The sequence below is a fragment of the Streptomyces sp. CA-250714 genome (assembly GCF_050936705.1).
Taxonomy (GTDB): Bacteria; Actinomycetota; Actinomycetes; order Streptomycetales; family Streptomycetaceae; genus Streptomyces.
In genome coordinates this window covers 1,691,853-1,715,544 of record NZ_JBNJMI010000001.1, presented here as the reverse complement: position 1 = coordinate 1,715,544, position 23,692 = coordinate 1,691,853, and the positions used below count along the sequence as shown (strand labels likewise).

Sequence of the window (23,692 nt, the reverse complement as noted above, 5' to 3'; positions counted from 1 at the left end):
CCCGGCCCGGGCGGGCGGCGGGGGCTCGACCTTGCCGCTACACCCCTCTCGCTCCGTCGATCCGCTCGCGGAGCAGGTCGGCGTGGCCGTTGTGCCGGGCGTACTCCTCGACCATGTGGACGAGCACCCAGCGCAGGGAGACTTCTCCGCGCCAGGCGTCGACGCCCGAGACATCGAGGTCCGGTGTTTCGGCGACGAACCGCTCGGCGAAGGCCACTTCCTCGCGCCAGACCTGCCATGCCGCCGCAACGGTCTCCTCGTCGGGTGCCGCGCCGTCGAAGTCCCCGTCGGGGTCGGTGGCCGAGGAGAAGCGGGGCGGCGCGTCCTGCCCGGCGAGTACCTGCCGGAACCAGCGGCGTTCCACATCGGCGAGGTGCCTCACCAGCCCGAGCAGGGACAGCGTGGACGGTTCGACCGAGCGCCGGGCCAGTGCCCCGTCCACGCCCGTGCACTTCAGCTCCAACGTCGTGCGCTGGGCCGCCAGGACGCCCGCGAGCAGGGCGCGTTCGTTACCCGTCGTCGGGCCGCTGAACCGGGAGTCCTGCTCGGGGCTGATGAACATCTCGGCTCTTCTGGCCGGTGCGGGTATGTCCGCACCGGGCTCCGCAGTGCTGTTCTGCTCCACGAGACTCTCCCGTTCTGTCGGTGCCTGGGTTGCCGCACCCGATTGCGAGTGGGCAACTGCCCACTTACAGTGGGCGGATGCCCACTGTATCGCCAGGGCCCTCGCGGCCCTCCGAGCCCGAGCCCCATCAACTCCGGCAGATGGCCGAGTCGTTCGGTGCGGATCCCGAACGCTACGACCGCACGCGCCCCCGCTACCCCGACGCCCTGGTGCGCCGCGTCGTCGACGCCGGGCCGGGTCCCGACCTCCTCGATGTCGGCTGCGGCACGGGCATAGCGGCCCGGCAGTTCGCGGCGGCCGGCTGCCGGGTTCTCGGCGTCGAGCCCGACGTACGGCTGGCCGACTTCGCCCGGCGCGGCGGGACCGAGGCAGAGGTGGCGACATTCGAAGCCTGGGATCCGGCAGGCCGGACGTTCGACCTGGTCGTCGCCGGGCAGGCATGGCACTGGGTCGACCCGGTCGCGGGCGCGGCCAAAGCGGCGCAGGTGCTGCGGCCCGGTGGTCTGTTGGCACTGTTCTGGCACGTCTTCCAGCTCCCGGCGGAGGTGGCCGAGGACTTCGCCGCGGTCTACCGACGGGCGATGCCCGACGCGCCGGTGAACCTCCAGCCGACGCGGCAGGGCCTGGACGGCTACCAGGCGCTGCTCACCAAGGCCACCGACGGCATCCGGGAGTCGGCCGGGTTCGGCGAGTCGGAACAGTGGCGCATCGAGTGGGAGCGGAGCTACACCCGCGACGAGTGGCTGGTCCAGCTGCCCACCCACGGCATCCTGACCCGCCTTCCCCCGGCGAAGCTGGCCCAGGTGCTGGAGGGCGTCGGAGCCGTCATCGACGCGCTCGGCGGCAGCTTCACGCTGCCCTACACCACCGTTGCCGTCACCGCACGGAGGACCGGCACCGCCTGACGGGGGCCGATACGGGGGCGGGCGAGACGGGCCGGTGCTACGGCACCCGCGCGGTCCACTCCTCGCTGCTGTACTTGGTGAGGGCCAGCTCCTCGGCGCGCGCCAGCTCCTCCGGGGTCACCCGGCCCTCGGTGAGCCCGTAGCGGGTGCGGAACGAGTCGATCATGCGGTCGATGACCTCGTGACGGGGAAGGCCGGTCTGCCGGCGCAGTGGGTCGACGCGCTTCTTGGCGCTCCTGGTGCCCTTGTCGGACATCTTCTCCTTGCCGATGCGCAGCACGTCCAGCATCTTCTCGGCGTCGATGTTGTAGGACATGGTCACGTGGTGCAGGACGGCCCCCTCGCCACCGGCAACACGTTTCTGGGCGGCACCGGCGATCTTGCCCTCCTTGGAGGCGATGTCGTTCAGGGGCTGGTACCAGGCGTTGATCCCCATGTCGGCGAGGGCGTTCAGCACCCAGTCGTCGAGATAGGCGTAGGAGTCGGCGAACGACAGACCGGAGACGAGGGAGGCGGGGACCGAGAGGGAGTAGGTGATGGTGTTCTCGGCCTCGACGAACATCGCGCCGCCGCCGGAGATCCGGCGTACGACGGTGACCCCGTGCCGTGCCGCGCCGTCGGGATCCACCTCGTTACGGAGCGACTGGAAGCTGCCGATGATGACGGCGGGGGAGTCCCATTCCCAGACGCGCAGCGTCGGTGAGCGGCGTCCTGCGGCGACCTGAGCGGTCAGCACCTCGTCGAGCGCCATGTGCAGGGCGGGCGACTGCGGCGGCTCGTGGATGAGCTGCCAGTCGTAGTCGGTCCACTCGGTGGCCCGGGTCAGCGCCCGGCGCACGCAGACCGCGACGCCCTCGGCCGTGATGCCGTACATCGCGGTGCCTTCGGGGAGCGCTGCCTCGATACGGGCGGTGAGGGCGGCCGTGTCGGTGTCGGAGGGAGCGCCTTCGAGCGCCCGGTCGATGGCGGCGAGCGCCTCGTCGGGTTCGAGGAAGAAGTCGCCCGCTACGCGGACGTTGCGCAGCACGCCGTCCTGGTCGTCCAGATCGACCACCACCAGCTTGCCGCCGGGGTTCTTGTACTCGCCGTGCATGACCGACCGCCTGCCCTCACCTGTCCGTCCCGGCCGGGCCGTGCCTGGCTCCGGCCGGCGTTCAGCCTACGTCGGTGACCAGCCGGCGCGATCGGCGTGAATGGCCGATCAGCAGGAACGTGGACATCACCAGCGTGACGCCCTGGGCCACGACGGTCAGTCTCTTGTCGTCGAACCAGGCCGGCTCGTACATGTTGGGAATCGGCCCCAGCGTCCCCACGTCGACGTACGCGTAGAGCAGCAGCAGCGCCAGCCCGCCGGCGGAGACCAGCCAGGCGAAGGCGTCGGAGACCGTCCGCCACCACACCAGCACCAGCAGCGCCGCCAGTGCCGCCAGCCCCGCCTCGATCCGGAAGAGGTCCCCCTGGCTGATGCCCTCGCTGACCGCGTCGTACTGGTCGGCGATGGTGGCGTGGATGTAGGCGTTCACGCCGAGCCCGCCGGCCGACAAGGCGCGGGCGCCGCCCTGCACGATGCGGTACGCCTGACCGTGGGGTGCGGGGGGAGGGGTGGAGGTGTTCGCGGTCATGGCCTCTCCTGCCGTCCGGGTGTGCGGGACCGGACCTGGTGTCAGTAGCCGCCGTCGGTCTGCTTCGGCTTCTTGGAGGGCTTCTTCTCGCTCTTCTTCCCGCCGGGGATCTTCTTGCCGGACGGGTCGAGGACGAACCATTTGGCGCCGAACTGGTCGAGTGCCTGGCCGTTGGTGTCCCCGGCCTTCTCATCGCCCTGGTAGAGGTAGAGCGGGTGGCCGTTGTAGGTGACTTGCCGGTCGCCGCCCTCCCGCTCGCTGGTCCCCAGCAGATCGCTTTTCGTGCCCGCGCCCGCCTTGGGCTCGGCCTTGCCCTTGACGACGACGGGCGGCCACGCCTCCGCGCAACCGCCTTCACAGGTCGACTTGCTCGACTTGTCGGCCTCGAAGAGATAGAGCGTCCGGCCCGCGCCGTCGACCAGGAACTTCCCCAGGTCGCCGGAGCGCACCTGAACGGTTCCCTCCTTCTTCGTGGTCGAGGGTGAGGGGGACGCACCACCGCCGCCGTCGTCCGAGCAGCCGCTGAGAGCGGTGGCCAACAGCACGGCTGTCGCGGCGCATACGGCTGTCCTGGCGGTCTTCCGCGTGCTGGCCGCTTTCCGCGTGCTGGCGGTCTTCCGCATGAGAGGGCCTCCGGCTCGGCTGTCCCGCAGCCTGGAGAGGGCTGCGGGACCAGAGCACCACGCGCCACGGGGAGCGGCCAGTCGGCGGGGGCCGTCCTGCGTACCCGGCCACCGCCCTGCCCGGCCGGGCTCCATCCGCCGCGCGCCGGGCCCGTGCGAGACCCGGCCCCCGTACGCCGGGTCAGGCCGCGAAGCCGCCGTCCACCGCCAGCAGGGCGCCGGTGACGTACCGTGCGCCGTCGCCGACGAGGTGGGCCACCGAGTCGGCGATCTCCTCCGGTGTCCCGTACCGGCCCAGCATCGTGAGAGCCGCCTGCGCCGCCGCGCTCTCTCCGTCGGCCGGGTTCATATCGGTGTCGATCGGGCCCGGCGAGACCTGGTTGACGGTGATGCCGCGGGACGCCAGTTCCCGGGCCAGCCCCTTGGTCAGCCCGGTGACGGCCGCCTTGCTCATGGCGTACAGCGTCATCCCGGGGAAGGGCACGCGCGCGGACACGCAGCTTCCGATGTTGATGATCCGGCCGCCGTCGGCCATCCGGGAGGCCGCCGCCTGTGCCACGAGATAGGCCCCGCGTACGTTGACCGACAGCACCCGGTCGAGCTCCGCGGCGTCCACCGAGGCGAGCTCGCCCTGGGCACCGGTGCCCGCGTTGTTGACGAGGATGTCCAGCCGTCCGAACTCCTCGGCGGCCCCGTCCACCGCGGCCCGGACCGAGTCCGCGTCGGCCAGCGAGGCTCGCACGGTCCACGCCCGGCCGCCGCGCTCCTTGATCTGCTCGGCCACCTCGCGGGCCGACTCGGCGTTCGACTCGTACGTCAGCGCCACATCGGCGCCGTCCGCCGCCAGCCGCAGGGCGACGGCGGCGCCGATTCCCCTGCTGCCGCCGGTCACGAGGGCGGCTCTGCCGCGGAGGGGCCGCTGGTCGGTGTCACTGCGCATGGTCGCTTCCTGCCCGTTCGTCGTCGTGGTCGTTGTCATGTCGGTCGTCGTTCCGGTTGACATGACTCGATCCTCGGGCGAGGTGTGCCGGGGTGCTGGCGCTATTCGGACGGTACATTTTAGTCGCGTACGATGCACTTGCTGGTACCGTGTAGTGAACTAGCACGGACCACGGGAGCGACACGTACACATGAACACGACCGAGGAGTGGCTGGCCGCCGCGTCCATCGACCCGTCCGTCGGCGCGCTGCGTCCGGACTACCGCGCGCTGCTGATCGTCGCCGAGGGGCTGCGGCCGGGGCCCGGCGACGCCTTCAGCGAGGAACTGCTCGCCGAGGCCGAGGCGAAGGCGTGCGACCCCGAGGAGCACCCGCACGTCGCCGAGTGGCGGGAGGCGTTCCGCGCCTTCGGCGCGAAGCCCAAGCGCACCCGGCCCAGCGTCGATGCGCTGCTGCGCCGTGCCCCTGAAGGGCTGCCGCGCATCGACCGGCTGACGGACATCTACAACGCGGTCTCCGTCGCACACGTCGTCCCGCTCGGCGGCGAGGACCTCGACCACTACACCGGTCCGCTCCGGCTCACCCGCGCCGAGGGCACGGAGCCCTTCGAACTGATGTCGGGCGGCGAGCCGGTGACGGAGAACCCGCGTCCCGGCGAGGTGATCTGGCGCGACGACGAGGGCGTCACCTGCCGCCGCTGGAACTGGCGCCAGTGCGTACGCACCCGGCTGACCACCGAGACCACCCGTGCGGTCTTCATCCTCGACGCCCTCGGCGCCATGGACGACTCCGCACTGGAAGAAGCGGGCCGCGCGCTCACGGACGCCCTGCGCGCCGGCAACCCCGACGCGGCGACGGCCTCCCGCCTGCTGCGGGCCACCTGACCCACGCGCCACCCTGCGACGCGGCCCCACTCTCGCCGCCGCGACGGAGAAAAGTTGCGGCACCGGTAGTCGGAAAGCACCGGTAGTCGGGAAACCGGAGTCGACCTCGCCGAGCCGGCAGGTCCGGCCCCGTGCTTCCATGGTGAGGTGATCGACGACGAGCTGACGACAGCGGTGGAACAGGCGGTCCGCGAGGCGGTGGACGCCCAGGTGATGCCGCGCTGGCGGCAACTGGCCGAGCACGAGGTGGAGACCAAGACCGGCAGCCATGACCTGGTCACCATCGCCGACCAACGTGCCGAACAGCAACTGTCCGAAGCGCTACGTCAGTTGCTGCCCGGCTCCGCCGTCGTCGGCGAGGAGACCGTGCACGCGCACCCGGCCTCGTACGCGGCGCTCTCCGGCCCGGACCCGGTGTGGATCATCGACCCGATCGACGGCACCCGCCAGTTCGTCGCGGGCGACGAGGGCTTCTGCACCATGATCGCCCTGGCCCACCACGGCGAGACACTCGCGGGGTGGATCCTGGCGCCCGCTCTCGGGATGACGGCCATCGCACGGCGCGGCGGCGGGGTGCTGCTCAACGGGGAGCCGCTGCGGGCCGGTTCACCCGATGCGGGCGCGCCGTTGCACGTCGCCGTCTCGCACCCGGACTACACGGACGAGTCCCAGGAACGCGCGCTGCGCGGGCTGCGTACGGAAGGCGTGGACGTACGGCCCACCGGCTCGGCGGGGCTGGAATACCTCGCGATCGCCCAAGGGCGGCTGGACGCCGTCGCCTACACCTGGGAGTCCGCCTGGGACCACGCAGCCGGGCTGCTGATGGTGGCCGAGGCGGGCGGCGCCAGCAGCACCGTGGCCGACGCCCCGTTCCGCCTCGCGGGCGGCAACGCGCTGCCGTTCACCGCCGCGCGTGACGCGGACACGACGCGGCGTATGGTGGGGCTCCTGCGCGACGAGAGTGCCGAGAGCGACGGAAGCCGACCTGCCTGACCAGGGCCGGGCGAGGGGAGCCGCAAGTGCCATCGATCCGGGACGCGGTGATCGTGGGAGCCGGCCCCAACGGGCTGACAGCAGCCGTTGAGCTGGCCCGGCGCGGCTTGGAGGTCGAGCTGTTCGAGGCACGGGACACCATCGGCGGCGGCGCCCGCACCGAGGAACTGACCCTGCCGGGCTTCCGGCACGACCCCTGCTCCGCCGTCCACCCCACCGGCGCCGCATCGCCCGCCTTCCGCTCCATGCCGCTGGACCGCTACGGCCTGGAGTGGCTGCAACCCGAACTCCCGCTGGCACACCCGTTCCCCGACGGCAGCGCCGCCGTGCTGGCCCGTTCGGTCGGTGAGACGGCGGCCTCCCTCGGCCCGCGCGACGCGGGCGCCTACCGTCGTATGGTCGGGCCCTACCTCGGCCGCTGGGAAACCCTGGCCGAGGACTTCTTCGGCTACGGCTCGGCCTTCAACGGCCGCTTCCCCACCGATCCCGTGCAGCTCGTGAGGTTCGGCCTCACCGGGCTCCAGCCGGTCACCTGGACCAGGATCCGGTTCCGCGACGAGAAGGCCAGGGCACTGCTCGCGGGCATGGCGGGGCACGTCATCGCACCCATGAACAACCCGTTCATGACGGCCCCGGCGCTCGTCTTCGCACTCGCCGGGCATGTGGTCGGCTGGCCGGTCCCGCGCGGCGGCTCCCAGGCCATCTCCGACGCACTGGCCGGCTATCTGCGCGCCCTCGGCGGTACGATCCACACCGGCACCGAGGTCAAACGCCTGGACGAACTCCCGCCGGCCCGCGCCTACATCTTCGACACCTCGCCGACCGCCCTCGCCCGCATCGCCGGGCTGGGCAGCGCCTACGACAACGTCCGCTACGGCGCCAGCCTCTTCAAGATCGACTACGCGCTGGACGGGCCCGTCCCCTGGACCTCCCCGCAGGCAGCACGCGCCGGAACGGTGCACGTCGGTCCGACGCTGGACGACATCGACACCGCGATGCGGGACGCCGTCGTACGCGGCCGGGCCCCCGAGCGGCCCTTCCTCATCACCGCACAGCCCAGCCTCGTCGACCCCACCCGCGCCCCCGAGGGCAAACACGTCTTCTGGGCGTACGGCCATCTGCCCAACGGCTGGGAGGGCGATGCCACCGAGGCCGTGGAGCGCCAGATCGAGCGCTTCGCACCCGGCTTCCGGGACCGGGTGCTGGCCCGCGCCACCGCGGGACCGCCGCAGCTCGCCGCGCGGAACGCCAACTATGTCGGCGGCGACATCTCCTGCGGCTCGGCAGCCGGGCTGCGGCTGCTGATCCGGCCCAAGCTCAAGCGCGTCCCCTACGAGACCGCGCACCCGTCCGTCTTCCTGTGCTCCTCCGCGGCCCCGCCGGGACCCGGCGTACACGGTATGGCCGGTCATCACGCCGCGCGGGCCGTGTGGCGGCGGCTGCGGGCCCGGTGACGCAGCTCCCCGTGCGGGGCGTACAGTGCGGCGCGTACGCCCCCTCCGGTCGTGGCCCATGGTCGGGGAAGGCGTCGGAAAGATAGGGTCCCCAAGGCGCGACTGCCTGTTCGAACAACAGAGAGACCCAGGGGCAGAACCATGACTTCGACGGTGCGGACCACACCGGCGCGCGTACTGATCGCCGCGGACAAGTTCAAGGGATCGCTGACGGCCGTCGAGGTCGCAGAGCGTCTCACGGCTGGAATCCGGAAGGCCCGCCCGGAGGTGCACGTCGAGGCCCTGCCGGTGGCCGACGGCGGCGACGGCACGGTCGCGGCGGCCGTCGCCAACGGCTTCGTGCGCCACGAGGTCGAGGTCACCGGACCCCTCGGCGCCCCCGTCACGGCCGCCTTCGCGCTGCGTGAGGGCACCGCCGTCGTGGAGATGGCCGAGGCGTCCGGCCTCCAGCATCTGCCGCCCGGTGTCTTCGTGCCGCTGACCGCCACCACGTACGGCGCCGGCGAACTGCTGCTGGCCGCCGTCGACGCGGGCGCGCACACCATCATCTTCGGCGTCGGCGGCTCGGCCACCACCGACGGCGGCGCAGGCATGCTGGACGCGCTGGGCGCCCGGCTGCTCGACCGGGACGGTGACTCCATCCCGTGGGGCGGCGGCGGACTGCGGGAACTGGTCTCCGCCGACCTGTCCGGCATGGACCCCCGGCTCAAGAACGTCGAGGTCGTCCTCGCCAGCGACGTGGACAACCCGCTGACCGGCCCCAAGGGCGCTGCCGCCGTCTACGGTCCGCAGAAGGGCGCCACCGAGGAGGACGTGAAGCTGCTGGACGGGGCCCTCACCCACTTCGCCGAGGTCCTCGGCGAACAGGAGGCCGCCGCCTCGCCCGGCGCCGGCGCCGCGGGCGGCATCGGCTTCGGCGCCCTCGTCGGCCTCCGGGCCCGGTTCCGCCCCGGCATCGAGATCCTGATGGAGGAGCTCGGCGTCGAGGCCGCGATCGGGAGGGCCTCGCTCGTGATCACCGGAGAGGGCTCTCTGGACGAGCAGACGCTCCATGGGAAGGCCCCCGCGGGCGTCGCGGCTGCTGCGCGCCGCGCCGGGAAGCCTGTGCTCGCCGTTTGCGGCCGCCTCGCCATCGGTCAGCGGGAGCTTGATGCCGCCGGTATCGAGAGGGCCTACGCGCTTACGGATATCGAGTCCGATGTCGAACGGTGCATTGCCGATGCGGGGCCCCTCCTTGAAACCCTCGCCGAACGCCTCGCCGCGGACCGCTTGTAACCGGCTGCGTTGTTGAGGGCTGGGTGGGTGGGGGAGGTGGCGGGCTGAGGGCCCCACCCCGGGGGCCCTTCTCGTGTTGGGGGCGCTGCCCCCAAACCCCCGGTCCTCGCCGGACGGGCGTTGGGGCGGCTCCGCCCCCCAACTGCCCCCCGCTACGGGGGCTCCGCCCCCCTAGGAGCCCCCCCCGACCCAAATTGACCCTCTGGACAATCAGTCCCCCGCGCCTGCTCCAGGACTATTCGCTGCGGGTGGCGCCCATATCTGGGGTGGATGAGAGCGCCCATTGCTCCAACCCCAGATATGGGCGCCACCCGCAGACAAAAGGCAGCAGCCCTGAAGCGGACGGCTCTTACGTCAATGGCTAGGCAGGTTGCGGAAGGGGGGTCCTAGGGGGGCGAAGCCCACCTAGCGGGGGGCCGTTGGGGGGCGGAGCCCCCCGACACGACCTGTCGGCGGCAGCCGAAATACAAAGGGGGCGTGCCCCCACAAGCCAGCCGGCCCGGCGGCAGGCGGGGGAGCCGCCCCCAACCCCCACCCACCCCAGGCCACCACCACCCCCACCCACCCACGCCACCACGAACCCCCACCCACCCCGCACCGCCCCCAACCCCACCCACCCACGCCACCACCAACCCCCTCCCACCCCAAGCCCTCACCCGCCCCCGAGGCACGAAAAAGGGGCCCACCAGCGATGTGGTGGGCCCCTCACGGAAGGGGATCAGCCCTGCGCAGCAGCCCGCGCTTCCCGCCGGTTGTCCCGAAACGCATTCACCCGCCGAGCCGTGGCAAACAAAGGAATCACCGCGCCAAGAACAACCTGCAACGCGCAGCCCGTCTGAAGCAGCAGCTCCCCACCGGGAGCGTCGAAGGCCCAGGAGGCCAGCAACCCCATGCTGAGCACGATCCAGCACAGCATGGCCACCGCCAGCCGTCCCCGCGGCTTCGGGTACTCCACGCGGCTGACCATCAGCCACGCGACGCCGAGAATGCCGAGCGCGGTCGGCACGAAGGGCAGCTCCAGCAGCACGATGGAGATCACGGTGAGCGCACCGAAAGGCCCTGGCATGCCCTGGAACATCCCGTTCCGCATGGGCACGCAGGAGAACCGCGCAAGCCGCAGCACCACCGCCAGCAACACCACGACGGCGGCGACAACCGAGATCCGCTGGTGTGACGCGTCGTTGGCGACCATGCCCCAGACGGCCACGAAGTAGGCGGGCGCCAGCCCGAAGCTGATCAGGTCGGAGAGATTGTCCAGCTCGGCGCCCATCGCCGAGCTGCGCAGCTTGCGCGCGACCAGCCCGTCGAAGAGATCGAAGACGGCGGCCATCAGCATCAGCACCACGGCGGTGGCGGCGCTGTGCCGGGCCATGCCGCCGTCCTCGCTGCCGGTCAGATGCGGAATGAGCACGCCGGTGGTGGTGAAGTACACCGCCATGAAGCCGCAGGTCGCGTTGCCCAGCGTGAGCGTGTCCGCGATCGACAGCCGGGTCGACAGCGGCATCTCGTCGTCGGCGTCGTCCGTGTACTCCGCGTATTCGTCATCGGCGTACTCGGCGTAGCCGGTATCCGCGGACCGCTCCGTTCCGGGAACCCAGGTCGCCTGGGCGTCGGGATCAATCACGGTCAAGGCGAGTCACCCCCGCTGTCGTGGTCTGACCGACCTCCACGGCCGTCTCGACGCCCTTGGGGAGGTAGACGTCCACCCGGGAGCCGAACCTGATCAGCCCGAGGCGCTCGCCCTGCTCGACCTTGGCACCACTGGGCACGTACGGCACGATCCGCCGGGCCACGGCGCCGGCGATCTGGACCATCTCGATATCGCCCAGCTCGGTGTCGAAGTGCCAGACGACGCGCTCGTTGTTCTCGCTCTCCTTGTTGAACGCCGGAACGTAGCCGCCGGGGATGTGCTCGACGGACGTCACCGTGCCCGCGAGGGGTGCCCGGTTGACGTGGACGTTCAGCGGGCTCATGAAGATGGCGACGCGGGTACGGCCGTCCTGCCACGGCATGATGCTCTGCACCACGCCGTCGGCCGGGGAGATCACCCGGCCCTGGCCGATTTCCCGCTCCGGGTCCCGGAAGAACCACAGCATCCCGGCGGCGAGCGCCGTCGCGGGTACGGCGACCAGGGCGGCGCGCTTCGACTTGCGGGCGCGGGCCAGACTGAGAGCCGCCGTCGCGACGGTCGGGGCGAGCCACGGCGAGGCGCCGCGTGCGAGGCGCACACGGGGTGCGCGGGATGCGCCGGAGCCGGGGCCGTCAGCGCCGGACGAGGGGGAGCCGCTGGGTGCTGTGGATGGGCTGTGGGGCATGAATGACCTTCGTAGCGGAGGGAGCCGCGTAGGTGACAGGGGGACGGCGGCTTTCCCGGGATGCTATCGGTTTCTGATGGCAACTGGGCAAGCCAGCGGGCCAGTCAGTGGCCGAAGTCCCGGTTCGGGGTGTGATCTTGAATACCAAGAAAACACCCCGAAAAGGACATTCAGCCCTGGCTTCGGTACTCCTCGAGGAGCCGCCGGCCCACGATCATTTTCTGGATCTCTGCGGTTCCTTCGCCGATCAGTAGCATCGGCGCCTCCCGGTAGAGCCGCTCGATCTCATATTCCTTGCTGAAACCGTACCCGCCGTGGATGCGGAAGGCGTCCTCCACGACCTCCTTGCAGTACTCGGAGGCGAGATATTTCGCCATCCCTGCCTCCAGGTCGTTGCGTTGACCCGAGTCCTTCTTGCGGGCCGCACCCACCATCAGGGCGTGTGCTGCCTCGACCTTCGTGGCCATTTCGGCCAGCTTGAACTGAATGGCCTGATGCCCGGAGATGGGCTTGCCAAACGTGTGACGCTGCTGCGCGTAGTCGATACCGAGCTCGAAAGCACGCTGTGCGACACCGCAACCACGGGCTGCGACATTGACCCGGCCGACCTCGACTCCGTCCATCATCTGGTAAAAGCCGCGACCGGTCGCGCCACCGAGAACCCGGTCGGCCGGGACCCGCAGATCGTCCATGATCAGTTCGGTGGTGTCGACGCCTTTGTAGCCCATTTTGTCTATCTTGCCGGGAATGGTGAGCCCCGGCTTGACCTGGCCGAAACCAGGCTCCTTCTCCACCAGGAACGTCGTCATCGACTTGTGCGGAGCCGTGCCCTCCGGGTGCCCCTCGTCGGTACGGCACAGCACGGCCACCAGCGTGGAGGAGCCTCCGTTGGTCAGCCACATCTTCTGCCCGTTCAGCAGGAAGTCGCCGGAACCGTCGTCGGCACGCACGCCCTTGGACGTGATGGCCGACACATCCGAGCCCAGCCCCGGCTCGGACATCGAGAACGCGCCACGGATCTCGCCCGTGGCCATCTTCGGCAGGAAGTAGTCCTTCTGCTCCTGGGTGCCGTGCTGCTTGAGCATGTACGCCACGATGAAGTGGGTGTTGATGATTCCGGAGACGCTCATCCAGCCGCGGGCGATCTCCTCCACGCACAGTGCGTATGTGAGCAGCGACTCACCGAGCCCGCCGTACTCCTCGGGGATCATCAGGCCGAAGATCCCGAGCTCTTTCAGGCCCTCGACGATCTCGGTGGGGTACTCGTCCTTGTGCTCCAGTTCCGTGGCGACGGGGAGGATCTCCTTGTCGACGAAACTCCGCACCGTCGAGAGGATTTCCCGCTGTATCTCCGTCAGACCCTCGGTCTGTGCCAGCCGGCCCATCACTTACCGCCCTTCGGTGCCGGTTCCCGCAGTTCGGGGCGGCCCGGCTGTTCCCCGCCACGCTCCTTGACGTAGGTCTCCGTCGGCACCATCACCTTGCGCCGGAAGACGCACACCAGGGTGCCGTCCTGCTTGTAGCCCTTGGTCTCGACGTGCACGATCCCGCGGTCGCTCTTCGACTTCGACGGGATCTTGTCCAGCACCGTCGTCTCGCCGTAGATGGTGTCGCCGTGGAAGGTCGGCGCCACGTGCTTGAGCGACTCGATCTCGAGGTTGGCGATGGCCTTTCCCGAGACGTCCGGCACCGACATCCCCAGCAGCAGCGAGTAGATGTAGTTGCCGACCACCACGTTCTTGCCGAAGTCGGTCGTCGACTCGGCGTAGTTGCTGTCCATGTGCAGCGGGTGGTGGTTCATGGTGAGCAGACAGAACAGGTGGTCGTCGTACTCGGTGACCGTCTTTCCCGGCCAGTGCTTGTAGACGTCGCCGACCGTGAATTCCTCATAGGTACGCCCGAACTGCATCGGTCAGTCCTCCGGAGGTGTGAAGGAGGTGGTGCGCTTCATCCCCGCCGCGCGGCCCTTGCCGGAGATGACCAGTGCCATCTTGCGGCTGGCCTCGTCGATCATCTCGTCCCCGAGCATCGCCGAGCCCTTCTTGCCGCCCGCCTCGGAGGTGTAGTACTCGTACGCGTCCAGGATCAGCTCGGCGTGGTCGTAGTCCTCCTGGGAGGGCGAGAAGACCTCGTTGGAGACCTCGACCTGGCCCGGGTGCAGCACCCACTTGCCGTCGAAACCGAGCGCGGCGGCGCGCTGGGCGACCTTCCGGTAGCCCTCCACGTCGCGGATCTGGAGGTAGGGCCCGTCGATGGCCTGGAGGTCGTGGGTACGGGCCGCCATCAGAATCCGCATCAGGATGTAGTGGTAGGCGTCGGCCGGGTAGCCGGGCGGCTGCTCGCCCACCACCAGTGACTTCATATTGATGGACGCCATGAAATCGGCCGGGCCGAAGACGATGGTCTCCATCCGGGGCGAGGCCGCGGCGATCTCGTCGACGTTCACCAGGCCCTTGGCGTTCTCGATCTGCGCCTCGATGCCGATCCGGCCGACCTCCAGACCCACCGTCTTCTCGATCTGGGTCAGCAGCATGTCCAGCGCCTGCACCTGCGCCGCGTCCTGCACCTTCGGCAGCATCACGCAGTCCAGGTTGGCCCCCGCGCCCTCCACGACGGTGACGACGTCGCGGTAGGTCCACTCGGTGGTCCAGTCGTTGACCCGCACGACGCGCGTCTTGCCACTCCAGTCGCCCTCGTTGAGGAACTTCACAATGGTGTGCCGCGCCTCCGGCTTGGCCAGCGGGGCGCAGGCGTCCTCCAGGTCCAGGAAGACCTGGTCGGCGGGGAGGCCCTGCGCCTTCTCCAGAAACCGCGGGTTGCTGCCCGGCACCGCCAGGCAGGAACGCCGCGGACGGAGCGCACGCTGCCGGTTGTCGCTGTTCACGAGGAGACCTCCAGTGGTTCTCGCTGGTCGCGCTCACTGCGCTCGTCGCGCGTTTCGAGCTTGTGCTGTGTCCGGATCTCGTCGACGATACGGCCGATGATTCGGGTGATCCCGAAGTCCTTCGGGGTGAAGACGGCGGCGACCCCCGCCTCGCGCAGCGCCCGCGCGTCCGCCGACGGGATGATCCCGCCCACGATCACGGGGACGTCGGCCGCGCCCGCCTTCCGCATCCGCTCCAGCACGTCGGGCACCAGTTCGGCGTGCGAGCCGGAGAGGATGGACAGGCCCACGCAGTGCACGTCCTCGGCGAGTGCCGCCGAGACGATCTCTTCCGGCGTGAGCCTGATGCCCTGGTAGACCACCTCGAAGCCCGCGTCCCGGGCCCGTACGGCGATCTGTTCGGCGCCGTTGCTGTGGCCGTCGAGCCCCGGCTTGCCCACCAGCAGCCGCAGCTTGCCGACGCCCAGCTCGGCGGCGGTGCGCTCCACGTGCCGGCGGACCGCCGCCAGCTCGGAGCCCTCCTCGGCGCCGACCGCGACCGGGGCCGAACTCACCCCGGTCGGGGCGCGGAACTCGCCGAACACCTCGCGCAGCGCGCCCGCCCACTCCCCGGTGGTGACCCCGGCGCGGGCGCAGTCCAGCGTGGCCTCCATCAGATTGGTGTCGCCGGCCGCCGCCTCCCGCAGCGCCGCGAGGGCCTGCTCGGCGCTGGGGTACAGCCCCGGCTCGCGGGCGCCCTCGCGCCAGAACGGCTCGTCCCGCGTCTGCCGCCAGCGCTTGACGGCCTCCACGGTCGCCGCCTCACCGGCCGGGTCCACGGTCAGGATCGCGGTGTCCAGGTCCGCGGTGAGCGGGCTCGGCTCCGTCGACTCGTAGCAGTTGACGCCGACGATCTTCTCCTCGCCCGACTCGATCCTGGCGCGCCGCTCCGCGTGCGAGGCGACGAGCTGGGATTTGAGGTAGCCGGACTCGACGGCCGCCATCACCCCGCCCATCTCCTCGATCCGCGCCATCTCGGCCAGCGACTCGGTCACCAGCGTGTCCACCTTGGCCTCGATGACATGGGAGCCGGCGAAGATGTCCTCGTACTCCAGCAGATCGCTCTCGTGTGCCAGCACCTGCTGGATACGCAGCGACCACTGCTGGTCCCAGGGGCGGGGCAGGCCCAGCGCCTCGTTCCAGGCGGGCAGCTGCACGGCACGCGCGCGGGCGTCCTTGGAGAGGGTGACGGCCAGCATCTCCAGCACGATGCGCTGCACATTGTTCTCCGGCTGCGCCTCGGTCAGCCCGAGCGAGTTGACCTGCACCCCGTAGCGGAAGCGGCGCTGCTTGGGGTCGGTGATGCCGTAGCGCTCGCTGGTGACGCGCTCCCAGATGCGGGTGAAGGCCCGCATCTTGCACATCTCCTCGACGAAGCGGACGCCCGCGTTCACGAAGAACGAGATCCGCGCCACCACCCGCCCGAACTCCTCGGGCGGCACCTGCCCACTGTCCCGTACGGCGTCCAGCACGGCGATCGCCGTCGCCATCGCGTACGAGATCTCCTGCACCGGCGTGGCCCCGGCCTCCTGCAGGTGGTAGCTGCAGATGTTGACCGGGTTCCATTTGGGCAGGTGGGCGACCGTGTAGGCGATCATGTCGGTGGTCAGCCGCAGCGAGGGCCCCGGCGGGAAGACGTGCGTCCCGCGGGAGAGGTACTCCTTGACGATGTCGTTCTGCGTCGTGCCCTGGAGCTGGGATATGTCGGCGCCCTGCTCCTCCGCGACCACCTGGTAGAGCGCCAGCAGCCACATGGCCGTGGCGTTGATGGTCATGGAGGTGTTCATCTTCTCCAGCGGGATGCCGTCGAAGAGCCTGCGCATGTCCCCCAGATGGGAGACCGGGACCCCGACCCGGCCCACCTCGCCGCGGGCGAGGATGTGGTCGGGGTCGTAGCCGGTCTGGGTGGGCAGGTCGAAGGCGACGGACAGCCCGGTCTGGCCCTTTTCGAGATTGCGCCGGTACAGCTCGTTGGACGCCTCAGCGGTGGAGTGCCCCGCGTACGTCCGCATCAGCCACGGGCGGTCGCGCTTTTTGGGCTCGCTCGCGTCGGATGGCTCCCGTGCATCGGTCATTGCGGGCGCCCTCAGACGTTCCTGAAGCGATTGATCGCGTCGATATGCCGCGCCCGCTTCTCCTCGTCGCGCACGCCCAGGCCCTCCTCGGGGGCCAGCGCGAGGACGCCGACCTTGCCCTGGTGGAGGTTGCGGTGCACGTCATAGGCGGCCTGGCCGGTCTCCTCCAGGGAGTAGCTCTTGGAGAGCGTCGGGTGGATCTTGCCCTTGGCTATCAGCCGGTTGGCCTCCCAGGCCTCGCGGTAGTTGGCGAAGTGCGAGCCGACGATCCGCTTGAGCGACATCCACAGGTAGCGGTTGTCGTAGCTGTGCTCGTAGCCGGAGGTGGAGGCGCAGGTGACGATGGTGCCGCCCTTGCGGGTGACGTAGACGCTCGCGCCGAAGGTCTCGCGCCCCGGGTGCTCGAAGACGATGTCCACGTCCTCGCCGCCGGTCAACTCGCGGATGCGCTTGCCGAAGCGCTTCCACTCCTTGGGGTCCTGGTTGTGCTCGTCCTTCCAGAACCGGTAGCCCTCGGCCTTGCGGTCGATGATGGCCTCGGCGCCCATCCGGCGGCAGATCTCGGCCTTCTCGTCGCTGGAGACGACGCAGATCGGGTTGGCGCCGCCGGCCAGCGCGAACTGGGTGGCGTACGAGCCGAGTCCGCCGCTGGCGCCCCAGATGAGCACGTTGTCGCCCTGCTTCATACCGGCGCCGTTGCGGGAGACCAACTGCCGGTAGGCGGTGGAGTTGACCAGGCCGGGGGCTGCCGCCTCCTCCCAGCTGAGGTGGTCCGGCTTGGGCATCAGCTGGTTGGACTTGACCAGCGCGATCTCGGCGAGTCCGCCGAAGTTGGTCTCGAAGCCCCAGATCCGCTGCTCGGGGTCGAGCATCGTGTCGTTGTGCCCGTCGGCGGACTCCAGTTCGACGGAGAGGCAGTGCGCGACGACCTCGTCGCCCGGCTTCCAGGAGTTGACGCCCACGCCGGTGCGCAGCACGACGCCCGCCAGGTCGGAGCCGATGATGTGGTACGGCAGGTCGTGCCGTTTGGCCAGCGGCGAGAGGCGTCCGTAGCGCTCCAGGAACGCGAAGGTGGACAGCGGCTCGAAGATCGAGGTCCACACGGAGTTGTAGTTGACCGAGGAGGCCATCACGGCCACCAGGGCTTCGCCCGGGCCGAGTTCGGGCACCGGCACCTCATCGAGGTGCAGCGACTTGCGCGGGTCCTTGTCCCGGGTCTCCAGCCCTTCGAACATCCCGGCCTCGTCCTTGTGGACGGTCACGGCGCGGTAGGACTCGGGCAGCGGGAGGGCGGCGAAGTCCTCCGGCGAGGTGTCGGACGCGAGGATCGCGTCGAGGATCTGGTTCACGGTATGCCTCCGGCGAAGCGCGGGCTTTCAAGAACGCTTGAGGGAACGTCGGTTGTGAGGCAGTGCCGTCGGTTCGGCCAGTGCTTGTGCGCGGGTGTGCGCGGGTCGCTTGTGACGCCAAGCGGTCCGGGGCACACGGTTTGGGCCGCGGGGACAGCGCCCGGACTGATGACAAGGTATGACACCCAGTGCCAGGTGACAAGACACCGCGTGCCGTGAATTCTCACATGGCGCGATCTGCTCTCATCTGAGCGATGATCGATCAAAATCAGGCTGCCGCCCAGGTCAGAGCGTGCGGCGGCAGAGCACGGAACGGCCGGTGGTCAGGGCACGTGGTGCGGCGTCGGCTCCTCGCCCCGCCGCAGCCGGCTGCGGCGGCGTCCGTACACCGCGTACAGCACGGCCCCCAGTGCCATCCAGGCACCGAACCGCGCCCACGTCTCCGCCGGAAGGTTGAGCATCAGCCACAGCGAGGTCAGCACCGAGGCGATCGGCAGCGCGGGCACCAGCGGCGTACGGAAGTTGCGCGGCAGATCCGGCCGGATACGCCGCAGAATGATGACGCCCAGCGCCACCACGACGAACGCGAACAGCGTCCCGATGTTTACCAGCTCGGCCAGCTCGGACAGGCTCACGAAGCCCGCGACGACCGCGACGAGGACGCCGAGCAGGACGGTCGAGCGGTACGGCGTACCGAAGCGCGGATGCACCCGGGCGAAGATCGGCGGCAGCAGTCCGTCCCGGCTCATCGCGAAGAACACCCGCGACTGCCCCAGCAGCAGGATCATGCACACGGTGGTCAGCCCGACCGCCGCGCCGAAGCTGATGAGCCCTGCCCAGAACGGTTCGCCGACGGCCTTGAACGCGTCCGCCAGCGGCGCGTCCACGGTGAGCTTCGAGTACTCCCGCATACCGGTGACCACGATCGAGACCGCGACGTACAGCACCGTGCAGATGATCAGCGAGCCGAGGATGCCGCGGGGCATGTCACGCTGCGGGTTGTGGGTCTCCTCGGCGGCCGTGGCCACCACGTCGAAGCCGATGAACGCGAAGAAGACGATCGCGGCGCCGGTGAAGATGCCCATCACACCGAACGTCGTCGGCTCGTACCCGGACATCAGCTGGATCAGCGGTGCCGCCCACCCGGACCCGGAGTCCACGGCGCCCTGCGCGGGCGGGATGAAGGGGTCGTAGTTGTCGGCCGTGATGAAGAAGGCACCGGCGACGATCACCAGCAGCACCACCCCCACCTTGATCGCCACGACGGTGGAGGTGACCCGGGCCGACAGCTTCATGCCGATCACCAGGATCACCGTCAGCAGCAGCACCAGCACACACGCCAGCAGATCGAAGCCGAACCCGGTCTCGTCACTGGTGCCCGAGAGCCACCCCGGCAGATTCCAGCCGATGCTGTCCAGCAGCGAACGCACATACCCCGACCAGCCGACCGCCACCACCGCGCAGCCCAGCGCCAGCTCCAGCACCAGGTCCCAGCCGATGATCCAGGCGGGCAGCTCACCGAGCGAGGCGTACGCGAAGGTGTAGGCGGAGCCGGCCACCGGGACGGTGGAGGCGAACTCGGCGTAGCACAGCGCGGCCAGCGTGCACACCACCCCGGCTGCCGCGAACGAGATGGCCACCGCCGGGCCGGCCGTCGACTTGGCGACCTGGCCGGTCAGCACGAAGATGCCGGTGCCGATGATCACGCCGACGCCGAAGACCGTCAGATCGAGCGCGGAGAGTGATCTGCGCAGCCCGCGCTCGGGGTCGTCGGTGTCGAGGATCGACTCCTCGACGGACTTGGTCCGCAACCACTGCCTGGATCGCTTCGCCTTGTGTCTGGGACCCTTCGCCCCGCCTGGCGCCACCGACACTGCCGCACCTCCACGTCGCCTTCGCGCCATGGTTTCCGCTCACCTGGCCGGGAGCGGGGATACGGGGCGGACGCGCGGGTGCAATTCACCCGACTCCCTCGCCGGGGCCCGGGCCACCAGGCCGGCGGGCAGGGCGCGGGGGCCCGGGGGGGGCTCAGTTCTGGGAGAGCGCGCGTTCGATGGTGGACATGATCTCGCCCAGCGGGGCGTCGGTACGGGCCACGGTCACCAGCACCTCGTCCCGGCGCTCCACCGCCGCCGCGGGCTGCTCCGTGCTCGGGCGGTGCGCCCCGAAGCCGGTGCCGAACGTACGCCGCACGATGGCGAAGGCGTGGTCGAGCTGCGCCATCACATCCCCGGCGGCGCCCGAACGCAGCCAGCGCCGCAGCACATGGTTGTGCGCGGTCACCACCGCCGAGGCCGCCACCTCGGCCAGTAGCGGCTCGTCGTAGCCGCTGACCCCGTCGCGGTGCGCCTCCTCGTCGAAGTGGCCCAGCAGATAGCGGGTGAACAGCCGCTCGTAGCGGGCCACGGAGGCGATCTCCCGCTCCCGCAGCGCCGGTACCTCGCGGGTGAGCTTGTACCGCTCCACGCTGCCCTTCGGCGAGGCGGCGTACATCTTCATGACTTCCTTGATGCCCCGGCACACGGTGTCCAGCGGGTGCTCGTGTGCGGGCGCCGCCTCCAGCACTGCCTGGGCGCGCACGAGGGTGTCGTCGTGGTCCGGGAAGATCGCCTCTTCCTTGGAGCGGAAGTGCCGGAAGAAGGTGCGCCGCGCGACGCCCGCGGCCGCCGCGATCTCATCGACCGTCGTCGCTTCGTAACCCTTCGTGGCGAAGAGCTCCATGGCAGCGGCGGCCAACTCACGGCGCACCCTGAGTCGCTGGGTGGCTGCACCGTTCGCACGCTGGCTGGTCGTACGGGAGTTCTTCTCGGGCTCTGGCATGTGGTGAACGTTACACGCCGTGACGGGTTCGGGGGACGGGCTGTTTGCCGGGCTGCCTGCCGACGGCTCCAACAGCCCGCCCCACCCGATTCCGGCGCCGGTCACCGGCGTGCGTACTCACGGAAGCCGCGCCCCGTCTTCCTGCCCAGACAGCCCGCGGCGACCAGGTGTTCCAGCAGTGGAGCCGGTGCCAGTCCCGGGTCGCGGAACTCCTCGTGCAGCACCCGCTCGATGGCGAGCGAGACGTCCAGGCCCACCACGTCCAGCAGCTCGAAGGGGCCCATCGGATAGCCGCCGCCGAGCTTCATCGCGGCGTCGATGTCGTCCAGCGAGGCGTAGTGCTCCTGGACCATCTTCACGGCGTTGTTCAGATACGGGAAGAGCAGCGCGTTGACGATGAACCCCGCGCGGTCGCCGCAGTCCACCGGGTGCTTGCGGAGCTTCCCGCAGACCTCGCGGACGGTGGCCTGCGCATCCTGGGCCGTCAGCACCGTGGTGACGACCTCCACCAGCTTCATGGCCGGTGCGGGGTTGAAGAAGTGCATGCCGATCACGTCCTGCGGCCTGGAGGTGGCGCGGGCGCAGGCGACCACCGGCAGCGAGGAGGTGGTGGTGGCCAGTACGGCACCCTGCTTGCAGACCGCGTCCAGACGCTCGAACAACTGCCGCTTGACGTCGAGGTCTTCGGCCACCGCCTCGACCACCAGGTCCGCCTCGGCCAGTGCCTCCAGCGACCCGGCCGGGGTGATCAGTGCCAGGGCGGCGTCCCGGTCCCCGGCCGTCATCCGGCCCTTCTTCACCGAGCGCTCCAGCGACCGGGCGACGCGCTCCTTCGCGGTCTGCGCCTTCTGCTCGCTGCGCGCGGTCAGCACCGTCGGGTAGCCGGCCTTGGCGAAGACCTCGGCGATGCCGCCCGCCATCGTCCCCGAACCCACCACGCCCACCGCGGCGACGGTGCGGCCCGCGGCGCGCGGGGCCGCCGGGTCGGGGGTGAGCGCGTCGGGCACGATCTCGGAGCTGCCGGGCGCGGCGTAGGTGTAGAAGCCGCGGCCCGACTTGCGGCCCGTCAGCCCGGCCTCGCTCAGCTGCCGCAGGATCGGCGCGGGCGCGTGCAGCCGCTCGCGCGACTGCTCGTACATCGCCTCCAGTACGGTGCGTGCCGTGTCCACCCCGATCAGATCGAGGAGGGCCAGCGGGCCCATCGGCAGACCGCACCCCAGTTTCATGGCGGAGTCGATGTCCTCACGAGTGGCGTAGCGAGACTCGTACATGGCGGCTGCCTGGTTCAGATATCCGAACAGCAGCCCGTCCGCGACGAATCCAGGACGGTCACCGACCGCGATCGGATCCTTGCCCAGTTCCCGGGCGAGCTCGGTGACGGCGGCGACCGCCTGCGGGGAGGTGAGCACCGAGGAGACGATCTCCACCAGCTTCATGGCCGGGGCCGGATTGAAGAAGTGCAGCCCCAGCACGCGTTCGGGACGGTCGGAGTCGGCGGCCAGCCGTGTCACCGACAGCGCGTTGGTACCGGTCGCCAGAATGGTGTCCGGCTTGACGACGGTGTCCAGCTCCGCGAAGACCTGGCACTTGATGTCGTAGTCCTCCGGCACCACCTCGATGACGAGATCGGCCTCGGCCGCGGCCTCGAGACCGGTGAAGGTACGGAACCGTGCCAGCACGTCCCGGCGCTCGCTCTGTGTCATCCGCTCGCGCTCCACCGAGCGCGCCGTGGAGGACTCCAGTGCGGCAACGGCCTGCCGCGCGGCTGCTTCGTTCGTGTCGATGCCGATGACCTCACGCCCGGCGCGGGCGAGAATATCGGCGATGCCGGTACCCATCGTGCCGAGGCCGACGACGGCGATCGTGCGCAGGGGAGGACGGTCCATCAGGGGACTCCAGAGGGTGTGACACAGACCCCCGTGAAGGGGGCGCGGTTGATGAGGGTGAGGGTTTCGTGCACTACCGGGCGCGCGGGCGTACGCACGCGCAGGGCAGGGGAGTTACCGGTCACGCCCCGCTGCGCGGCCCTGTCCCGGGGCCCGGTCACGAGGCTGTCCTTACGGACCCGGCGCGCCTGTGCGCGTGGTGGGCCCGCTGCCGAACCGACGTCACTCTCGGCGGCTGCGTCACCAAACCGCCTGAGCGGGGATACCGCTCTGATGAGCACCTTAACTCGTGGGTAACCATAAAGCCAGGGGTAGGAACACTTCCACCGCTGTGGAACTCAGCACGTGAGGGGGAGCCGGAGTGGGCGACGCGTTCCGAGCGCTGATCGACCGTGTGCGGCCCGAGGCCGAGCCCGTCGAGTACGCACGTCTGGTCACGCTGGCCAGGCAGCGCAGCACGGAGGCGCGCGACCAGCTCGCCGCCGTGCTCGTGGAGACCGAACGGCCGCTGTGGGCCCGCGAGATCGCGGCTTTCGCACTGGGCAGCGCCGGTGACCGGAGGGCCTTCGAGACCCTCATCTTCATGCTGAACTACCGCGACCCGGTCTGCTGCGCCAGCGCGGCACAGGCACTGGAGCGGCTGCGCGATCCCCGTACGGCCAAGGCGGCAGCGGCCCTGGCCACCAACGAACTGCGCACCGCCTACGCGCTCTATCCCGTCCGGCTCCTGACGGCCCTCCGTGCACCCGAGTCGGTCCCCACCCTCATCAACGTCCTCCAGCGCCTGCTGATCGGCCCCCTGCACTACTGGCCGATCGCCGAGGCGTGCGTCGTCGGCCTCGGCGCCCTCGGCGACAAACGCGCCATCCCGGTCCTGGACGCGGCGGCGGAACACCACCGGCTGTCCCCGTCCGCGAAGGCCGCCCTGGCCCGGATCCCCACCCAGTCCCGCCGCGGCGAAGTCGCGGCGCGCCGGGAAACCGGACAGGAGATGTCGGGTTAGC

The 23,692-nt window shown here is 70.2% G+C and carries 21 protein-coding genes; 6 read left to right on the top strand and 15 right to left on the bottom strand.

The genetic code is table 11. The features are described from left to right. Nucleotides 1-37: 37 nt before the first annotated feature. Nucleotides 38-562 (bottom strand): DinB family protein, encoded by a 525-nt coding sequence (locus tag ACQEU8_RS07660; RefSeq protein WP_433102213.1) that lies wholly within the window; start codon nucleotides 560-562, stop codon nucleotides 38-40. A 140-nt stretch (nucleotides 563-702) separates the two neighbouring features. On the opposite strand from ACQEU8_RS07660, the gene ACQEU8_RS07655 reads away from it, so the two are divergent. Then, on the top strand, nucleotides 703-1,530 hold the full coding sequence (locus ACQEU8_RS07655) for a class I SAM-dependent methyltransferase (protein ID WP_433098179.1): 828 nt from the start codon (nucleotides 703-705) through the stop codon (nucleotides 1,528-1,530). Between the two features lie 37 nt (nucleotides 1,531-1,567). On the opposite strand, the gene ACQEU8_RS07650 is transcribed toward ACQEU8_RS07655, so the two are convergent. The 4 genes from ACQEU8_RS07650 to ACQEU8_RS07635 all read right to left on the bottom strand — a co-directional run bounded on the left by ACQEU8_RS07650 (nucleotide 1,568) and on the right by ACQEU8_RS07635 (nucleotide 4,715). Next, nucleotides 1,568-2,623, bottom strand: coding sequence for a lipoate--protein ligase family protein (locus tag ACQEU8_RS07650; RefSeq protein ID WP_433098177.1), 1,056 nt, complete (start codon nucleotides 2,621-2,623; stop codon nucleotides 1,568-1,570). Nucleotides 2,624-2,684: 61 nt separating this feature from the next. Continuing rightward, complete coding sequence (locus ACQEU8_RS07645; protein WP_433098175.1) at nucleotides 2,685-3,152, bottom strand: hypothetical protein; 468 nt, start codon at nucleotides 3,150-3,152, stop codon at nucleotides 2,685-2,687. 41 nt (nucleotides 3,153-3,193) lie between these two features. Next, nucleotides 3,194-3,775 (bottom strand): COG4315 family predicted lipoprotein, encoded by a 582-nt coding sequence (locus ACQEU8_RS07640; RefSeq protein WP_433098173.1) that lies wholly within the window; start codon nucleotides 3,773-3,775, stop codon nucleotides 3,194-3,196. 181 nt (nucleotides 3,776-3,956) lie between these two features. Next, a complete protein-coding gene (locus ACQEU8_RS07635; RefSeq protein WP_433102211.1) occupies nucleotides 3,957-4,715 on the bottom strand; it encodes a 3-oxoacyl-ACP reductase family protein in 759 nt (252 codons plus the stop codon). 190 nt (nucleotides 4,716-4,905) lie between these two features. Between ACQEU8_RS07635 and ACQEU8_RS07630 the strand changes: the two genes are divergently transcribed. From ACQEU8_RS07630 to ACQEU8_RS07615, 4 genes are all read left to right on the top strand, one after another. Next, a complete protein-coding gene (locus ACQEU8_RS07630) occupies nucleotides 4,906-5,598 on the top strand; it encodes a B3/B4 domain-containing protein (protein WP_433098170.1) in 693 nt (230 codons plus the stop codon). A gap of 147 nt (nucleotides 5,599-5,745) precedes the next feature. Continuing rightward, nucleotides 5,746-6,591, top strand: coding sequence for an inositol monophosphatase family protein (locus tag ACQEU8_RS07625; protein ID WP_433098168.1), 846 nt, complete (start codon nucleotides 5,746-5,748; stop codon nucleotides 6,589-6,591). A gap of 26 nt (nucleotides 6,592-6,617) precedes the next feature. Further along, nucleotides 6,618-8,045 carry a phytoene desaturase family protein gene (locus ACQEU8_RS07620; protein WP_433098166.1) on the top strand — a complete coding sequence of 476 codons (1,428 nt, stop codon included), beginning with the start codon at nucleotides 6,618-6,620 and terminating at the stop codon, nucleotides 8,043-8,045. A 141-nt stretch (nucleotides 8,046-8,186) separates the two neighbouring features. After that, nucleotides 8,187-9,320 carry a glycerate kinase gene (locus ACQEU8_RS07615; protein ID WP_433098164.1) on the top strand — a complete coding sequence of 378 codons (1,134 nt, stop codon included), beginning with the start codon at nucleotides 8,187-8,189 and terminating at the stop codon, nucleotides 9,318-9,320. A gap of 718 nt (nucleotides 9,321-10,038) precedes the next feature. Here ACQEU8_RS07615 and ACQEU8_RS07610 read toward each other — a convergent pair. From ACQEU8_RS07610 to ACQEU8_RS07565, 10 genes are all read right to left on the bottom strand, one after another. After that, entirely contained in the window at nucleotides 10,039-10,950 is a 912-nt protein-coding gene (locus tag ACQEU8_RS07610; protein ID WP_433098162.1) for a CDP-alcohol phosphatidyltransferase family protein, read from the bottom strand. Then, nucleotides 10,937-11,635 carry a phosphatidylserine decarboxylase gene (locus ACQEU8_RS07605; RefSeq protein WP_433098160.1) on the bottom strand — a complete coding sequence of 233 codons (699 nt, stop codon included), beginning with the start codon at nucleotides 11,633-11,635 and terminating at the stop codon, nucleotides 10,937-10,939. Before ACQEU8_RS07605 ends, ACQEU8_RS07610 begins: the two co-directional genes overlap by 14 nt. A 170-nt stretch (nucleotides 11,636-11,805) precedes the next feature. After that, on the bottom strand, nucleotides 11,806-13,020 hold the full coding sequence (locus ACQEU8_RS07600) for an acyl-CoA dehydrogenase family protein (protein WP_433098158.1): 1,215 nt from the start codon (nucleotides 13,018-13,020) through the stop codon (nucleotides 11,806-11,808). Continuing rightward, nucleotides 13,020-13,544 carry a MaoC family dehydratase gene (locus tag ACQEU8_RS07595; protein WP_433098156.1) on the bottom strand — a complete coding sequence of 175 codons (525 nt, stop codon included), beginning with the start codon at nucleotides 13,542-13,544 and terminating at the stop codon, nucleotides 13,020-13,022. Before ACQEU8_RS07595 ends, ACQEU8_RS07600 begins: the two co-directional genes overlap by 1 nt. Before the next feature lie 3 nt (nucleotides 13,545-13,547). After that, on the bottom strand, nucleotides 13,548-14,519 hold the full coding sequence (locus tag ACQEU8_RS07590; RefSeq protein ID WP_433098154.1) for an HpcH/HpaI aldolase/citrate lyase family protein: 972 nt from the start codon (nucleotides 14,517-14,519) through the stop codon (nucleotides 13,548-13,550). After that, nucleotides 14,516-16,633, bottom strand: a complete 2,118-nt coding sequence (locus tag ACQEU8_RS07585; protein WP_433098152.1) for a protein meaA — start codon at nucleotides 16,631-16,633, stop codon at nucleotides 14,516-14,518. The genes ACQEU8_RS07590 and ACQEU8_RS07585 overlap by 4 nt, the downstream gene beginning before the upstream one ends. 11 nt (nucleotides 16,634-16,644) lie before the next feature. Beyond that, nucleotides 16,645-17,982: a crotonyl-CoA carboxylase/reductase gene (gene ccrA / locus ACQEU8_RS07580; RefSeq protein ID WP_433098150.1), complete on the bottom strand. Its 1,338-nt coding sequence runs from the start codon at nucleotides 17,980-17,982 to the stop codon at nucleotides 16,645-16,647. A 323-nt stretch (nucleotides 17,983-18,305) separates the two neighbouring features. Then, nucleotides 18,306-19,793, bottom strand: coding sequence for an amino acid permease (locus tag ACQEU8_RS07575; protein WP_433098148.1), 1,488 nt, complete (start codon nucleotides 19,791-19,793; stop codon nucleotides 18,306-18,308). A 217-nt stretch (nucleotides 19,794-20,010) separates the two neighbouring features. Next, on the bottom strand, nucleotides 20,011-20,802 hold the full coding sequence (locus ACQEU8_RS07570; protein WP_433098146.1) for a TetR family transcriptional regulator: 792 nt from the start codon (nucleotides 20,800-20,802) through the stop codon (nucleotides 20,011-20,013). A gap of 101 nt (nucleotides 20,803-20,903) precedes the next feature. After that, nucleotides 20,904-22,688 (bottom strand): 3-hydroxyacyl-CoA dehydrogenase family protein, encoded by a 1,785-nt coding sequence (locus ACQEU8_RS07565; RefSeq protein WP_433098144.1) that lies wholly within the window; start codon nucleotides 22,686-22,688, stop codon nucleotides 20,904-20,906. 361 nt (nucleotides 22,689-23,049) lie between these two features. On the opposite strand from ACQEU8_RS07565, the gene ACQEU8_RS07560 reads away from it, so the two are divergent. Then, nucleotides 23,050-23,691, top strand: coding sequence for a HEAT repeat domain-containing protein (locus ACQEU8_RS07560; RefSeq protein ID WP_433098142.1), 642 nt, complete (start codon nucleotides 23,050-23,052; stop codon nucleotides 23,689-23,691). Nucleotide 23,692: the final 1 nt, after the last annotated feature.

Coding starts and splice junctions, on each gene's coding strand:
- ACQEU8_RS07645 (WP_433098175.1), bottom strand. CDS start 3,152: ATGACCGCGAACACCTCCACCCCTCCCCCCGCACCCCACGGTCAGGCG.
- ACQEU8_RS07600 (WP_433098158.1), bottom strand. CDS start 13,020: ATGGGCCGGCTGGCACAGACCGAGGGTCTGACGGAGATACAGCGGGAA.
- ACQEU8_RS07650 (WP_433098177.1), bottom strand. CDS start 2,623: ATGCACGGCGAGTACAAGAACCCCGGCGGCAAGCTGGTGGTGGTCGAT.
- ACQEU8_RS07640 (WP_433098173.1), bottom strand. CDS start 3,775: ATGCGGAAGACCGCCAGCACGCGGAAAGCGGCCAGCACGCGGAAGACC.
- ACQEU8_RS07605 (WP_433098160.1), bottom strand. CDS start 11,635: ATGCCCCACAGCCCATCCACAGCACCCAGCGGCTCCCCCTCGTCCGGC.
- ACQEU8_RS07655 (WP_433098179.1), top strand. CDS start 703: ATGCCCACTGTATCGCCAGGGCCCTCGCGGCCCTCCGAGCCCGAGCCC.
- ACQEU8_RS07565 (WP_433098144.1), bottom strand. CDS start 22,688: ATGGACCGTCCTCCCCTGCGCACGATCGCCGTCGTCGGCCTCGGCACG.
- ACQEU8_RS07630 (WP_433098170.1), top strand. CDS start 4,906: ATGAACACGACCGAGGAGTGGCTGGCCGCCGCGTCCATCGACCCGTCC.
- ACQEU8_RS07615 (WP_433098164.1), top strand. CDS start 8,187: ATGACTTCGACGGTGCGGACCACACCGGCGCGCGTACTGATCGCCGCG.
- ACQEU8_RS07585 (WP_433098152.1), bottom strand. CDS start 16,633: ATGACCGATGCACGGGAGCCATCCGACGCGAGCGAGCCCAAAAAGCGC.
- ACQEU8_RS07595 (WP_433098156.1), bottom strand. CDS start 13,544: ATGCAGTTCGGGCGTACCTATGAGGAATTCACGGTCGGCGACGTCTAC.
- ACQEU8_RS07570 (WP_433098146.1), bottom strand. CDS start 20,802: ATGCCAGAGCCCGAGAAGAACTCCCGTACGACCAGCCAGCGTGCGAAC.
- ACQEU8_RS07635 (WP_433102211.1), bottom strand. CDS start 4,715: ATGCGCAGTGACACCGACCAGCGGCCCCTCCGCGGCAGAGCCGCCCTC.
- ACQEU8_RS07660 (WP_433102213.1), bottom strand. CDS start 562: ATGTTCATCAGCCCCGAGCAGGACTCCCGGTTCAGCGGCCCGACGACG.